This window comes from Pseudoalteromonas sp. MMG022 (assembly GCF_021654245.1).
GTDB lineage: Bacteria > Pseudomonadota > Gammaproteobacteria > Enterobacterales > Alteromonadaceae > Pseudoalteromonas > Pseudoalteromonas amylolytica.
Map to the genome: position 1 here is coordinate 35,953 of NZ_JAKFZQ010000016.1, position 17,111 is coordinate 53,063.

2 protein-coding genes (1 of these 2 running past the window's edge) are annotated in these 17,111 nt (G+C 42.0%); both read right to left on the minus strand.

Annotated features, from left to right (window positions below; genetic code table 11):
* Positions 1 to 2,805: the 5' portion of a condensation domain-containing protein gene (locus L1070_RS14525; RefSeq protein ID WP_237126073.1), read on the minus strand. 573 nt of this gene lie to the left of the window's left edge; only the first 2,805 of its 3,378 coding nucleotides appear in the window; its start codon is at positions 2,803 to 2,805; the stop codon falls past the left edge of the window.
* On the minus strand, positions 2,802 to 17,087 hold the full coding sequence (locus L1070_RS14530; RefSeq protein ID WP_237126074.1) for a non-ribosomal peptide synthetase: 14,286 nt from the start codon (positions 17,085 to 17,087) through the stop codon (positions 2,802 to 2,804). Before L1070_RS14530 ends, L1070_RS14525 begins: the two co-directional genes overlap by 4 nt.
* Positions 17,088 to 17,111 lie beyond the last annotated feature (24 nt).

A 17,111-nucleotide genomic window follows, 5' to 3' on the forward strand; every position in this document is an offset into this window, starting at 1 on the left:
TTTAACTTGTCTGTCTTTTCGACCAAGAAAGCTCACCAAGCCATTTGGTTGCTTCACACCCATATCACCAGTCAAATAGAAAGCCTGCCCTTTTTTATTATTCTTTGCGTCACTGGCAATAAACCTTTCTTCGAATAGTTGTGCCTTGTTTAAGTAGCTCATTGCCAAACCTGGACCCGAGATTGCTATCTCCCCTCTTGCCCCTACAGGTACTTCGTTTAATTCTCTGTCAACAATGAATAGTTGATGCCCATGAGTCGCAGAGCCAATTGCTGGCATGCTCAACCCATTAACTAAACAATAACTTGCATTCACCGTTGTTTCTGTCGGGCCATAGGCATTGATAGCATTTACGCCGAATTTCTCGTTGTACTTCTTCAATTGCGTCCAAGTTGATTGACCAATATCGTCGCCACTGACAATTAAGTTAACGGCAACTGATTGTCGTTCTAGCTCTTCCAACAAAGCTGGCGCAACAGAAGGCATAGTGTTGAAGATTGGCACTTCATATTTATTCAATAACTCAACCAGTGCACTTGGCGAAACCATCGTATCTACGTCAGGTAAAATGAGTGAAGTACCACTTGCAAGCAATGCAAAACTCTTTATCGAAGCATCAAAAGCGAAAGAGTGAGACCACACCCAACTCTTTGGCAATTCTGGGGTCAATGCCACCAACTGCGCTTGGATTTCTAGCATAAAATGCGCTAACGAATACTGGCTGATTTCAACGCCCTTTGGCGTGCCTGTAGACCCTGATGTATAAATGACATAAGCCGCTTGGTCTGCCTTAGCAGCCGATAGGCTAGGCAACTTTATATCCGCCGGCTTGGTGTGTTCCGCGCTATATACAACCAAAGGTGGCAAGTTAGTTTCTTCCTCCCACCAACTAAACGTTGCGTCAGAGATAACCATTTTTGCAGCAGAGTCTACTACTTGAAAAACCATGCGCTCTTGTGGATAGTGCGGCTCTATTGGCACATAACACGCGCCTAACCTAAGTACGGCTAACACACACACGATGAGGTCTGTGCTGGGTGAAAATACCACCCCTACTTTATCCCCAGATTGAAGCCCTTTTTCCATCAGCAAGTGAGCTTGGCTTTCAACTTGCTCAACGAGCTGTGAATATGTGATGGCTAAATCGCCATCGATCAAAGCCGTTTGATCCGGAAATTTATCCATAGTTCGGTATAGCGATAAGATTAAACTGTCGATATTTTCATCATCGCTGTTAGCTTCGAGCTTCGTTTGCGGCGCTGATAAGGTTGTTTGGTTCACAGGTAAAGCGATTTCAGACAACTTTATTTGAGGAGATTGAGACGTTGTAACTAATAAGTGTAAAAAGTCTTCGGCGAAAGATTCGACCATCGCTCTTTCAAATAGTGTTGCGTTATACAACCACTCAACTACGAGGCCGTCAGTGCTATCTGTGATCAACAACGAAAGGTCATAACGTCCCATGCTGTCGTCAGATTTTATAGTTGAAACCTCAACCCCATCAAGTTCTAGCGCTTCATCAACCAGATCTTGCATTGCAATTGAGATCTGAAAAATTGGGTTATAACCTGTATTACGTTGCGGTGCTAATTCTTCAACAAGCACTTCAAATGGTACTTGCTGATGCGAATAACCTTCCAAACATCGTTGCTTCGTATAACGCAGTAAATCGCTATAGGTTTGACATTCATCTAAATTAATTCGAAGCACCAAGTTATTTACGAACAACCCAAATATATTCTCTAATGCGGGTAAAAACCTTCCCGCAGTCGGCGTGCCGAACACCATATCAGTGTCACCACTGTACCGATTAACCAATAGTGACAAGTTGGCGAGCATAGACATGAATATTGTTGCACCGTGCTCTTTGGAAATCCCCTCAATGATTTGAGCTTTTGAGGCCTCTATGTGTGTAGTAACTTTACCTGCTTCATAAGATTGAAACTCTGGACGAGGATGTTGTAGCGGGATGCTATGACATTTAGGAATACCTGCTAGGGTATTTTTCCAATAGTCCAAATGAGGCTTAAGACTATCGTTATTTAAGGATTCTCGCTGCCACTGTGAAAAATCCAGATATTGTAATTTGGGCAGTGGCAAATCACTCATACCCATTTTAGCAATTTGGTTGTACAGTTTATTGTATTCTTCAACCAACACTTTCATCGACATACCATCAGCTGAGATATGGTGGATGTTTATCTGTAATACCCACTCCTGCTCACCAAGCTGAACAACCGTCACTCGAATTTTTATATCTTGTTCCAGTAGAAATGGTTGATATACGTCCTCTTTTAAAACCGCTTGAACTTGCTCACTGGACCAATCTAATCCAATACAGTCTGTATTAACTTCAAATGGTATATCTGCTTGAGGTAATACATACTGCGCAGGTTCACCATCATGCTCAAAGTAAATCGTTCTCAGTGATTCGTGTCTATCTAAGATTTGTTGAAAAGCAGCTTTTGCAACATCAATGCTGAACTGTCCAGTTAGATGAAATGCCGATGGCAAATTGAAGACCGCATTTTGTCCTTGTAATTTATCTATAAACCAAAGACGCTTTTGTGAATAAGACATTGGATAAATAGCTTGTCTATCTTCAAGTACACGGATCCCACTATCCTCACCTTGAGCACGGATTGACAACCACTCGATCAGCATAGGCTTTTGCTCTTTTAACTGACGCTTTAAATCATCACCTAATGCTTCTTTCGTACCTCGTACAACTAGCTGACCTTGTTCAGACAAGCCTATTTTTATTCCTTTTTCTTTTAGAACGTCAATCAATTCAGATATATTCACAGTACGAATTCCTCTTCTTCTTCACCCAATTCAGTTCCCTGAATGATGAGCATGTTATTTGTTTCAATCAGTGCTGCTATTTCCGCGATGGTTTGTGCAGAAAATAATAGTTGCACTGATAGGTTTACTTTAAATGTTTCTTCAATTCTTTTAGCGACGCGTAGTAGTAATAACGAATCGCCACCTAGCTCAAAAAAGTTGTCAAATATTGCGATGTTTTCGCTCGACAAGCCCAAGCACTCAGACCACACCTGAACAAGCTGTCGTTCAGTATCATTACGCGGTGCCACTCCTTCTTTTTCTGACTGATACTCGATAGCCGACAAAGCTTGATAATCAACTTTGCCATTGGGAGTAGACGGGAACTGTCCCAGCTGTATGAAATACGATGGGAACATGTAATCTGGAACTTTATCAGACATATAGCTTCTCAATTGCTCAGCACTGATCGGTTCCTTATTTTCAGTGGTATAAAACGCAATCAATAGCTTTTGTCCTACGGCTCCCTTTCTCACTTGTACAACACTATTGATAATGTCAGGGTGTTGCATGAGCCAGTATTCGATCTCTTTTACCTCTATCCGGAAGCCCCTGATTTTGACTTGATGATCTTCGCGGCCTAGGATTTCTATATTTCCATCGTCCATGTATCTTGCAAAATCACCGGTCTTATAGATTGGAATTTGTTTAGAACAAAGAGTGACTTGTGTGAAGGTATTTGCTGTTTGTTCTTCAAGGCCTAAATAGCCTTCAGATAAGCCATTGCCTCCAATGCATATTTCACCCACCATTCCTTCGGGAACCAACTGGTTATCTTTGTCTAAAAGGTAAACCTCACAGCCGTACATAGGCTTACCAATTGAAGCAATGCTAGTATTGAGTTCACTGGCATCCAAAATTGGATACAAGGTGACAAATGTGGTCGTTTCTGTTGGCCCGTAAACATTGACTAGTCGCAAATCTCGATTTATCTGCTTTGCCTTTTTAACGTACTCAACAGCTAATGGTTCACCTCCGACGAGTAGTGACTGTAACTGATTTAAGCATTCAGGTTGTTCATCCACCACAGCGTATAACAATACAGGAGTGAAACACGCTGCTGTCACCCCTGTATCTTTAATGCAATGATACAGTTTTACTAGATCTAGCTTGTCTTCACTGTAAATCGACAGAGTCGCGCCAGTTAAAAACGTTGTCCATATTTCAAAAGTTGACGCATCAAAGGTGATTGAGTTAACCATCAAAATAGTTTTCTGCTCGCCTATATGCGTGATTTCCTCCTGCAATGCCATATTGGCAATCGCCTTTTGAGTAATCTTAACTCCTTTAGGACGACCAGTTGACCCAGAGGTATAGATAAGGTTGCTGACACGGTTAAACGATGCTTTAAAATGAACATCGTCGAGGTTTTTGTCCAAATGAACATGCTTGATCTGACAATGCCCAAAAATGTCTTTACGTTGTGCTATTTCCGTATCGGCTCTTTGAGTCAGAACCAAATCCATCGCGGTATCTTGAACTATGTATTCAAGCCTATTATCAGGGTAACTAGGATCTAATGGAACATATGCACCGCCACTTTTAATAACAGCCAATACAGAAACAACAAACTCACATGAACGTCCCATATACAACCCAACATAACGGCCATACAAGTCATGTTCTTGTGCTATCTCCGCTGCGAGGCGGTTAGACATTTTATCGATCTCTTGATAAGTGAATGCCTTACTTCCCTCTTGGATGGCCTCTTTATTTGGAGACTGCGCAACAAAATGAGCAAACCCTTCTATTAGAGACTCGACATTATGCGGATGTGTTTTGTATTCGTTCAGAGTGGTCATTTGACGCTGCATTTCCTGCGGAGTCATCAAATCATTTAACACCACTTGTGTGTCAGGAACACTCAATAACTTATCTAAGATAGCATCCATGTATTTTGCTAAGCGGCTTAGTACACTGGCATCAAACGCAACTTTATCTACTTTCAATCTTATCGATACTTCACCTTGAGCTGAGTGCATCACGCTTGTTTCAAATAAGAAGTTAGTTCTCTCTTGTAGCTCAAAGTCCGTGACTGACACTTTTTCATTAAGTGCGTTATAGACATAAAAGTTGGTGTAATTGAATATTGAAGCGGATAAATCACATTGCGCTAACTTTTGGATCTCGCTGATCGGATAGTAGCGGTGAGGCAACAACTCCACTGATGATGACTCAATTTGCTTTATCAGCTCAACATACGTTTTTCCTCTTACTTCAACACTCAGAGGAACCGAGTTCAAAAACATACCAAGCTTCGTATCTGCACCAGCTAATGCAGGCCGTCCGTTGGTGACAACTGACGTCAATACGCTGTGATTACTATCAATCATCCACAGTAATATCGCATGCATTGCGGTATAAACTGTTTTTTCTTGTACGCCAACTTGCGCAGCTAAGCCCTTGATTGCCACCTGTTGATTTTTACTTAAGTCAATTGAGACTTGCTGAACATCTCCCGATGGCCTTGTTAACCACCAAGGTGTATGAAATTGCTCTGCTTTTGACTGCCAATATGCCTGATGCTCACGAGAATGCAGAGCCTCTTGTTCCAACCTAATATAATCGGAGATTCGAATCGATTCAGGGTCACCTACAGTACTTTGACCATCACAAAGGGCGCGATAAATACTGAATAACTCAGTATTAAAGTTAGCCACACTCCAGCCATCTAGTAACATGTGATGAAAACTGAAATGATAAACAAAATCACCATCGGTTAATTGCTGAATATGAATGCGCCACAACGGCTGCTCATAGTCAAACCCATGCGCCAAGATGGCAGACTTACGCTCTGCTATTTTTTGTCGTCGAGTCGTCGTATCAAAGTTACGTAGATCTTCTAAAATAATAGGCAGTTCGACATTTTCATAGACCATTTGCAATGGTCGTTGAGCTGACAGACTTATTGTCGACCTAAGGACTTCCTGCCTTATCACAACGTTTTGTAATGCCGCCACAAAGTGTTCGAGTTCGAAGGGTTCTGCTATGGTTGCAGAAAATAAATCGTGGTATGTAGTGCCATGTTCATCCATAAGATGATGGAAAATCATACCCTGCTGAAGCGAAGACAGTGGATACGCATCTACAGCGTCTGAAGCTTCAATGATTTGGCGTTCTTCATCGGTTAGCAATTCGAAAGCCGCTAACTTGCACGCATCGACTTGCTGTTGTGAGTGAGCACGGTTATGTCGTGTTAAAAATGCTGCCAACTCAGAAATAGTGGGATGCGCAAACAACTCACTAATTTGACACTCCCCTATTTCGCGCTTAATGCGATTGACTAACGGAATCGACTTAATTGAATCACCGCCTAACTCAAAGTAATTATCCGTAATACCAATCTCATCCAACCCTAAGGTCGTCATCCATATATCTGCTAACTTCGTTTCGAGTGTATTCGTTGGAGCTACTCGGCTACCCTGAAGTTTAACGTCTGGCTTCTCTAGCTTGGCAACATCCAACTTACCGTTTGCCGTCATTGGTAACGCCTCAATCTTAACCCAGTATGCTGGGACCATATGAGAAGGCAGTACTAAAGACAGCGCCTTCTTCAGGTAAGTTAAAAGCGCTGAACTCTCTGACTTATGCTCATCATGAGGCACGATGTATGCGATTAATGCTTTCGTGCCAAGAGGTTCTTGGTGTACAACGACTTTACATATTGATACTTCATCTAGTGCTGTTAATTTGGCTTCGATCTCACCAAGTTCAATCCTGAACCCTCTGATTTTCACCTGATCATCAATTCGCCCCATATACTCGAGCGAGTTATGTTGATTAAATCGTGCTAAATCCCCAGTTCGGTACAATCGAGTGTAAGGAATTTCAGGTATTGGGTTAGAAACAAACTTTTGATTCGTCTTCTCCAAATCACCTAGATACTCTTTTGCTAACCCAGCACCTGTCACATACATTTCTCCTACCACCCCTTTGGGCACCAAACGCATATTCTGATCGAGTACCACAATTAATTGGTCATGTAATGGTTTGCCGATACTCTTATTATCCAAAGAGTCGGGGTGTAGGAAGTTGGCGGTCACATGTACCGTTGTTTCTGTAATACCGTACATGTTGACCAATTGGATTTGCTCAGCACTGTAGTACTGCCACCAGCGCTCTACCATGTCATGATCTAACGCTTCACCACCAAAAATAATTAATCTAAGTTGTTCAAACACAGCCTTGCTTTCTATCGCTGCGAGTGTGAACCCATAAAATGCAGAAGGTGTTTGGTTTAATATCGTGAGGCCATGTTTTTGTGCAAACTCGCCAAACTTATATGGATCTCTAGTGCAGGCATTCGTTGGTAGTAATAACTTACCACCATGTAATAATGCTCCCCACATCTCCCAAACCGAGAAGTCAAATGCCGGTGAATGGAACATAGCCCACGTATCGTCCGATGAAATTGCAAACTCATCTCGCGTTGCATAAAACAGCCTCATCACGTTTTCGTGAGTTTGTACTACACCTTTTGGCTTACCTGTGGATCCCGAGGTATAAATGACATACGCTACTTTAGAGCTAGCTGCTTCATCTACACTTGGCACTTGTGATGCCGAGCAATCCGCTTGTAGTGACTGTAACGACACCGGCAGATTCTGGTATTGATTAGTAAAATCAAAATGATCCTGCTCATGCGTTAACACCAATGAGGTGCCGGTATCACCAAGGATATAAGTAATACGGTCAACGGGGTTATTTGGGTCAATTGGTACATAACCGTTACCAGATTTCAGTATTGCTAGTATTGCTACGATAAGCTCAAACGAGCGATTCATACAAACAGCGATAAGGTTGTTTTGACCAATGCCTGATTGAATGATCTGTACAGCGAGTTTCGATGAGTAATTATCTAATTCAGCATACGATAACTGTTCATCACCAAATACTAATGCTGTTTTATCTGAAAACAACTGCGCCTTATCACTAAAAGCTTGATGAATATGGTGCTTAACCGGATATGATTTTCTATTCGGAACCAAGCCTTTGGACAACTCTTTTTTCTCAATGTCAGACAACATATTGATATCCGACACCGTGCTAACGCACGTCACCATACTTTGCATTATCGCTTGAAGGTGCTTTACAACTTGACTCAGTTTATCCGCATTGAGCAAGTGCTGCTTAACTTCAAAGCTTATTTGCAGTTCTTCCCCAAGGTACGCGATGAGGCTAAGGCCATAATTATTGCCTTCAAAATTGTTAACCGACTGCACCTCAAATTGTGCATGTTGTGCATTTTGCGTAATTGCCTGATCAATAGGATAGTTTTCAAAAACGATCAAACTATCAAATAAACTTTGTCCCAAAGGGTGCTGCTTTTGGATTTGAGATAAAGGCAAGTAGCTATAGGAATCAGCTTCAACTAGATCTGTATGGATACTGTGTAACCAGTTTTCCAATGCAGTTTCTTCATCAACCTCAACAACCATTGGCAATGTATTGATGAATAGACCAATGATCTTATCCGCTCCAACTAAACTGGGTGGACGCCCTGATGTTGTGACACCGAAGGTGACATTTCTCTCTCCCGTATAGCGGCTTAACAACAAACTCCAGGCGGCCTGCAAGATCACATTCACTGTTGTTTGATGACGTCTGGCAAGCTGCACCAACGCCATAGTGTCTGCATGACTGAACTTCAAGCTATCATATATAGTAACGGCTTCAACGTCACCTGCTCTGAATTCACTCACGGGCAAACTGGTCTTTTGTTCAACCTTGGCTAATGTTTGCTTCCAGTATTCTTTCGCTTCATCCATCGGTTGTGTAAGTAACCAATCTACATAATTCCGGTAGCGCTCGCTTTGTTCCAAACGCGCAGTGGAGTTGGTCAATAATGAGCGATAAATTTCGGTTACTTCTGAGAACACAATCGACGTACACCAACCATCCAAAATTGCATGGTGGAAAGTCCAAAGTAAGACCGACTCTCCCTGCTCAGAATCACACTCATTAGATCCACTCAACGTAAAGTGGGTAAAACGCATTAATGGAAAATCTTTTACACTGAACCCTTGACGTTTGTCCTCTTGTAAATGGGTGACGATCGCCTGCTTCTGCTCTACTGCTGTCAAATCCGACAAGTTTACTGAGCGCCAATTCAGTACGCTCGAAGGTCTAACTAGCTGATGAATATTCCCTTGCTCAAATCCAACAAAACTGGTTTTGAAAATATCATGTCGCTCTAATACTTCTTGCCAAGCGGATTTAAATAGAGATTCATTGATGCCCACCAGCGACAATTCAATTTGAGACACGTATGCGGATTTTTCTTCCATGCTATGGAATAACATGCCTTGTTGCATGCCCGTTGCGGGATACAAGTCAATTTTGGCAAGCTCATTTGCATTAAGCGTGTCTAGCCAACTATCTAACCGAGCTTGGTCAACGCTTGCCAGTGAGAAATCACTAGGTGTAGGTCGTCTTGCTATGCTCCCCTCATTAACCAAATTACAATGTGCCACAATATGACTAAGCGCTTGTAAATATGAGGCTGGCCACTGCTGGATAAAATGCTCACTGTATTGATACGCATCATATTGCAACGAAAAGCTAAGTCGCCCATCTTCAACATAACAATCCAAAATTAATGGGTGAGTTTGGGCTCTTTGCTCGCTGAAGTTTTGACCACTACTTTCCTTCGCTAACTCGAAATAGTTGTTCGCTTGATGTTTTGCGTCTAACTGTCCTAAGTAGTTAAAGAGCAACTCACTTCGGTAGTTAGCAAATAATGGTTGAGCCTCTCCACCACAGCGATTTAATATTGCAAACCCAGCCCCTGCCGTAGGCACAGACCTAAATTGCTCTTTAACAGCACAAATAATATCGTTCACACTATTTGACGGACTGTCTAATAGGCAAGGGTAAATATTGGTGAACCAACCGACCGTTTCGCTCAAGTCATATTGGCTTTCTAAATTGTCTCGCCCATGCCCTTCTACATCAATTCTTATTTTTCCTTGCAACGGTGCAGCTTCATTTGTCATCAATAAAGCAGACATAAGCAACTCATTAGTTTTTGTCTTGTATGCTTGGTTGCTAACACTCAACAGGCTTTGTGTCTCTAACACAGGCAAGTCAAACTTAACTTCACGAAATTGCGGCATCTGCTCATGCTTACAAGAAACATCTAAATTATCTCGCTCAATATCAGACCATGTTGATACCGGTTGACTAACTACGTGCTGCCAATAACTGTGCTGTTTTAAAATGATGTCCTGTTTGGCGAGCTGCTGAACATACTCACCCCACTCTTGAAAAGAGGATGTTTTATCTTCCAATTGATATGACTGCTGCTGGCAATGCTGCTGATATAACCTGTTCAAATCATTTAAGATCACGCGCCATGATACGCCATCAACTAACAGGTGATGGATCACAAAGAGCACCCGGTCTTCACTATTTGTATCACCGCAGGTGTCTGCTTCCGCTTGAACAAGGTCACGCAACAAAACCACTTTCATAAGTGGTCCAGATACGATATCCAATTGTTTGTGTACGCTAGTTGCAAACTGCTCAACACTGAGGTTTGACTGCGCTTTTTGATAAGTCGGCCAGTGCACCTCTTCAACGAATGAGCCTAAGCTATCTAATGCTCGATAGTGACCTTGCCAAGTGCCTTGTTCATTCATAGCGAACACCAGCCTCAATGCATCGTGGCGCTTGACAATTTCGGCTATCATATCGCTAAGTGTATCGGCAGCAAGCGCCTCTGGCACAGATAGCATGACGCTTTGGTTGAAGTGATGTAAGTCAGTAAGATCGTCAAAAAACTCAACTTGGACAGGTAGTAATGTCTGAGTGCCATTTACTGACGTTTGGTTCGTTTGTGTCTTTTTCTCAAATGTAACACGCTCTACCAACCCGCGAATCGTTTTACCTTCGAATAGATCACGCACACTGAAATACAAACCTTCATGTGCAGCTCTTGATACCAGTTGAATTGATAGTATCGAGTCACCGCCTAACTCAAAGAAGTTGGCGTTCACACTCAATTGCGCCTTATCTAAGCCGAGCAAGTCAGTCCACATGTCGACAAACTTACGTTCCAACTCTGTTTCTGGTTTCGCAAAGTTTGCCGACGCAATTGCTGCCCAATTAGGCTCTGGCAAACTAGATTTATCAACTTTACCGTTGGCAGTAAGTGGTAACTCTTTTATATCAACAATCGCCGCTGGGATCATATAACTTGGCAAAGTCTCTATGAGACTTTGCTTAACTTCACTGATCACAGCATCAATATTGATATTACTTTGAGTGTTTTGGGCTAGATTTTTTAATTCCTGTTTTGGTGCATCGTAATACGCTTCATTGGCTGGACAAATATATGCAACCAACCTTTTGCGTCCATAATTATCATCTTTAGCAATGACCGTAGCACTTTTAACCTGTGGGCTTTGCAGTAACTGAAACTCAATTTCACCGAGCTCAATTCTGAACCCTCTAATTTTTACTTGATGATCTTTGCGCCCACAAAACTCAATTGTGCCATCCGGCAAATAGCGCCCTAAGTCGCCCGTTCTGTATAGTCTTTCAGCTAGAATTGGATGCGGTAAATATCTTTCTCTTGTACGTTGCTCATCATTGTAATAGCAGCGAGCTACGCCCTCACCCGCAATAAATAACTCACCAGTGACCCCTTTTGGAATAAATGCCAAGTTTTCATCCAAAATATAAAACTTCTGGTTAGCAAGTGGCTTACCATATGGCACAGACTTCAACGCACTTGTATCGCCTACAATAGGGTGGTCTATTGACCAAATTGAACCTTCGGTCGCCCCTCCCAAACTATACACATTGGCCCGCGGGAAAGTTTTAAACAAGCGCGCTGGTAAGTCAGTTGCAATCCAGTCACCACTCATCATCATTACCCTGACGCAAGGTACAACATGCTGTTTTAACTCGGCCTGTTCACATAAAAACGCAGCGGAGGTTGGCACAGTATTCCAAACACTTACAGCATGTTGCTCAACCATTTCTAGCCAATGTTGCGGCAACTCTAGCTTATCAGGGTCAGGCAGCACTATGGCACCACCTTTCGCCAGCAAACCAAAAATATCATATACCGATAAATCAAAACTCAGAGCTGAAATAGCGAACACACGGTCAAGTTCTGTCACGCCATAACGACTGTTAATATCTAAAATTGTATTGGCAGCCATTCGGTGCTCAATTGCTACCCCTTTTGGGTTGCCCGTTGAACCAGATGTAAAGATCACATAGGCAAGATCTGAATCTGACTGTGCCATGAAAAGGTCTGATTTCTCGATTAAATCTGCAAGCTCATCACTGCTGTGTTGAACATGTTCAGTGCTGCACATACTTTTGTGCAATTTATCACCATCAACAGCAACTTGATGAACCCCTTTTTCATCAATGAGTAAAGTACAGTTTGCTTGCCTTAATACCGCCGCATTTCGACTCTCAGGCCAGTCCAATGAAAGTGGTAAGTAAGCGCCTTTTGCCATGTTGACAGCCAGCGTTGCGATGATCTGCTCTGGTGTTTTTGGTAATAAAATAGCGACTAATACTTCCGGCCCTACGCCCAGTGTTTTTAAAGACAATGCCAGTGCATAGGCCCTTTCAAACAGGGTCTTATACGTTAACGTTTGTGTGGATGTAATTATCGCAGGAGAATCTGCATAGTCTCTTAGTGCATCAAAAAACAACTGGTGTAGTAGCCTAGGCCCAGGCAACGTCACTTCCGTGTCATTGAAATCGACCAGTTGCTCTTGCAACTGTGATTCAGATAGCGTCCGAACTTGATTAATTTCATCATGCAATGAAAGCCCAGTAAACGATTCGAGCGTGTTGGTAAGGTGTTGATGAAGCGTCTCGATAAACTCGCCAGTAAAAATACTATCATCGTATATGTACTGTAATCGAGATTCTTCGCTGCTAACTTGCAAGTTTATTTCAAGGTCAAAACGTGAGTTTGTTTTCTCTAACTGCTGACATTTAGTGCTAAATGGCAGTGCCTTTAAACTTTGTTCAATCGCGGCCACCCCATCATCAGCATTCAGGACGATCTGAAATATAGGAGAATACTGGGCATTTCGCTCTACTTTAAGCTCATCAACTAGCTTATCAAACGGCATTGATTGATTGATTTGCGCTTCTACATGGAGCTGCTTCATATCAGCCAAGTACGCCTCAATCGTTCTATTTCTAGTATTTGCCCGCAAAACAACAGGGTTAACAAAAACCCCTACAGCGTCTTCCGCTAACGCGTTTCGTCTGTTTGTAAACGGCGTACCAATTACCACGTCATTACTGGCACTGTGTCTAGACAATACGAGAGACAGGGCACTGTGAACAATAACGAAGGGGGTGGTTTCATTTTGCTGAGCATAATCCAGCAGCTTTCTATTAAGCTGAGCAGGTAGGCTATGGTATTGCGCTAAACCAGTGTTCGATTTTGTTTGAGGTCTGTGTTTGCAAAGTGGCAAATTATGAGTATCGGGAATGCCTTCAAGCTTCTCGCGCCAATAAGCCGATTCTGCGTTAAACGTGTGACTCGATTGCGTAGCATTTTCCCACACTGCATACTCAAGGTAATGATTTTGAGCATCGTTATTGGACGTTTCACAGCCTCCTTCAGTATTTATCAAACCAAGGTAAAAGCGCTTAAAGGCTTCTAACAAGAAGCCTACCGACCATCCATCGGCCACGATGTGATGAATATTAATTAACAACACACCTTCATCAGACCCTAAATCAATGTAACTTGCTTTAAGCTTGACATCTTTAGTTAAATCAAAAGTTTCTCTTTGTGCTTTGTATATGGCAGCTTGTACAGCAGAGTGCTTTTTCGACTCATTTAGCTTGCTTAAGTCTTGCTTGTCTAATTGCCAATTCCAGTGCGCAGGCAGGTATTGAACAGGTACGCCTTCAACCTGCTCAAAGTTTGCTGTTAAGATTGGGTAGTGGTTAATAACATCTCTAAATGCCCGTTCGACCTTGTCAACATTAACCTTCCCTTCGGTATTTAAGGCCACGAACATATTGTATTCAGGGCTGTCGCCTTGCAATTGCTCGACCATCCACAGTCGTTGCTGAGAAGAGGTCAAAGGAATTCTTTCTTCAAGCGCTATACCATTGTGTGTATGTGCTGTACTTTCTCTGCTTTCATGTAGCTTGCTCACCATTTGAGCGAGGTTTTTGCTTGCAAATACATCCTGAACTGCCGCCTCTTTAAAGCCAGATTTACGTAACAGCGAGATCAGTTTGACTGCAATTACCGAGCTGCCACCCAAAGAAAAGAAGTTGCTATGTGCACCAATGTGCTCAACTGATACATTTAAGACTTGCGCCCATAGATGGGCCATATGCTCCTGTTCTTGTGTCTTAACGCCACTCTCTATGCTCGACTCTAGTTGCTTATTTGCAAGTTGCTTTCTATCAGTCTTACCATTTGCTGTTTTTGGTATAGCATCAATATGAAATATCTCAGCGGGTATCATGTAATATGGCAACTGTTGAGATAATGCCTGCTTCGAATAAGTGATAAGCTCCTCAATATCGCCACAAAAATCAGAGGTAATTTCCACATATCCGACTAGAATACCGCTCGGATTGCTTTGCTTATTTACAACAACAACAGCTTCTCGTATCGATTTGTTTTTTCTTAATACTTCTTCAATTTCGGCAAGTTCAATACGAAAACCATTGACTTTAACCTGCTCATCGATACGACCAATATATTCAAAATCATCGGCATCAACTTGCCTGACATAGTCACCTGTTTTATAAAAACGCTCAATGCCATACCTGTTAGATAAAAACTCACTACACAGAAATTGTAATTCGGTTTTGGTTGTGTCACCCAAATAACCGACTGATAGACTCGCTCCACTAATGCATAATTCCCCAACCACTCCGTGCGGCGCTATATCTCCGTTATCCATCAGAACAAAATGCTGATACCCAGGCAATGTACCACCAATTCGCGACATTGCAGCGGTAGATGTCTTCGATATCTGTTTGATCATTGACCATATAGTTGCTTCTGTTGGGCCATAACAGTTCCAGACTTGATGACACGCATTAAGGAGCTGTTGTGCTAAAGAAGCGGTTACAGGCTCACCTCCAACCAATGCATTCAAGTTCGAACTGCCAGACCAACCTGACTCAAATAGCATTTTCCAAGTAGTAGGCGTTGCTTGTAGCAAATTGATATTGTGGCTTTCAATCATCTCACAGAGACGGTCTGGATTAACCGTATCGGTATTGGAAGCAAGATAGAGAGTTCCCCCTTTGATGAGAGTGCCTAAGATTTCAAGCAACGAAATATCAAAGATATAAGTGGTGATTGCCAGCGTTCTTGTTTGCTGCGAAAAACAGCTTGATAACTGCTCAGTTGCACCGATTAAAAAGTTAGCAAGCGCTCCTCGACTGATACTAACACCTTTAGGATGCCCCGTTGAACCTGATGTAAACATGGTATACGCAAGCATCTCATCATCTATCGAAACTGACGAACACGTACCTTGCTCTGCGCTTACCATCACTTGCCAATGAGTATCAAGCGCACAGACAGGTAAAGACAAATCTGCAACCCTAGAAAGCAGTTGGCTTTGTGTAAGTATGCCTTTGAGTTCTGCGGTATCACTAATATGTTTTATTCTGCTAAGTGGGAAGTCATGTGAGATAGGTACGAATGAAATACCACTGTGCAAACATGCCAGCATTGTGACGATGCTTAAGTTGCTACGTTCAAAGCATAACCCCAACGTATCTCCCTTGCTGTAGCCAAGATCTTTTAACTTATTGGCGATGGCATTTCTGTGAGCAACAAGTTGTGCGAACGATAAAGTTTCATTTTCATCAACCAAAGCGAGCTTATCGCTATGTAGCTCCAAGCCATGCTTAATCAATATTTCAAGACTTTCGTTTGAATTATTTAATTGCCCCTGAATCAATTGCTGACGTTCACAGTGGTTAATAACGCTGAGCTCTTTTAACTCTTGGGTTTCATCTTCAAGTATATGCGCAACGTAATCAAGCAACCTATCTGGTATAACTTCAATATCTTTTGGAGAAAAGTATTCAGTTTGTAAATCTATTAACAGCTCAACACCCCCTGTTTGAGCATGTTCCCACACGGTTACCGATAGTGGCAGTTTTTCATCGTTATTTGTAACAAATACAATATCTGAATTGTCATTTTCAAATGCCAGTGCCCTATCCAGTTTTAAGTAATTAAATTGAAAATCAAAGCTGGGTTCTGTTAAGCCTAACTCTTTACGGTTAGTGATTACTTGACTTATAGGATACTGCTGATGACGTAGCAGCTTTTTTTGAACTTTAATAATTCTTTGGGTGATACTCTCTAAATTATCACCTAATTTAATATCTACATTCATGGGCGAATAGCTCAAAAACGCCCCCAACATATTACGTTCAATCGCGCCCTTTCTGTTGTGCACTGGCATTGCGATTGTCACATTATTCTTGCCAAATGTTTTATGTATAAAACCCGTCACCAACGCACAGTAAACGCTGTTTATTGCTACATTCAGCCGCTCACTCACCCTTTCTATTTGAGCGACATAATTTTCAGAAAGTGGCAATTTAACCCTTACACTCGCATCATTTTTTTGACTTTCTTTATATTGGGAGTAAGGAGTAAATAAAGGCTGTTTATGCGGAAAATCATATTCATTCCAAAAATTTTTGTCTTTCTCAGCCTTAGCACTCATCATGTAACGCTTTTCCCGCTCTACAACTTCCTGCCACGGCATGGCTGGCTGCTGAAGTTGTTCACCTCGATAAAAAAGAGATAGGCTTTTGACAAGGTTAGCGAATCCAAATCCATCCATGATCACATGGTGCGCGAGTGCCACATAACGAAATTGTCCAGGCGCGAGTTTTACCAAGTAAAATTTATAAAGTTCCTTACCTATCAGCTCCATAGGAGAAGAAAACACACTTTTTATAAAAACGTCAAACGCGTTATCTGGATTACTTTGCTGACTGACATCAACCAAAGGAAGCTCGGTCGAACGTTCATCTGTGATGTATTGTTCAAATCCATCATCTGACTCGATGATACGAATTCCAAATACATCAAATGTTGAAATGAGCAGTTCATGGGCAGATTGAATTTTCGACAACGACAGCTGTGCTTGGTCGTCTATTTCTATGTAACCGCCAATGTTGTAGCGTGAAGAACATTTATTTTTTAGCTGATCGAAGAGAATATCTTGCTGAATACTACTTAGGTTAAAACTCATTTATCTTTCCGTGACTTATTATTT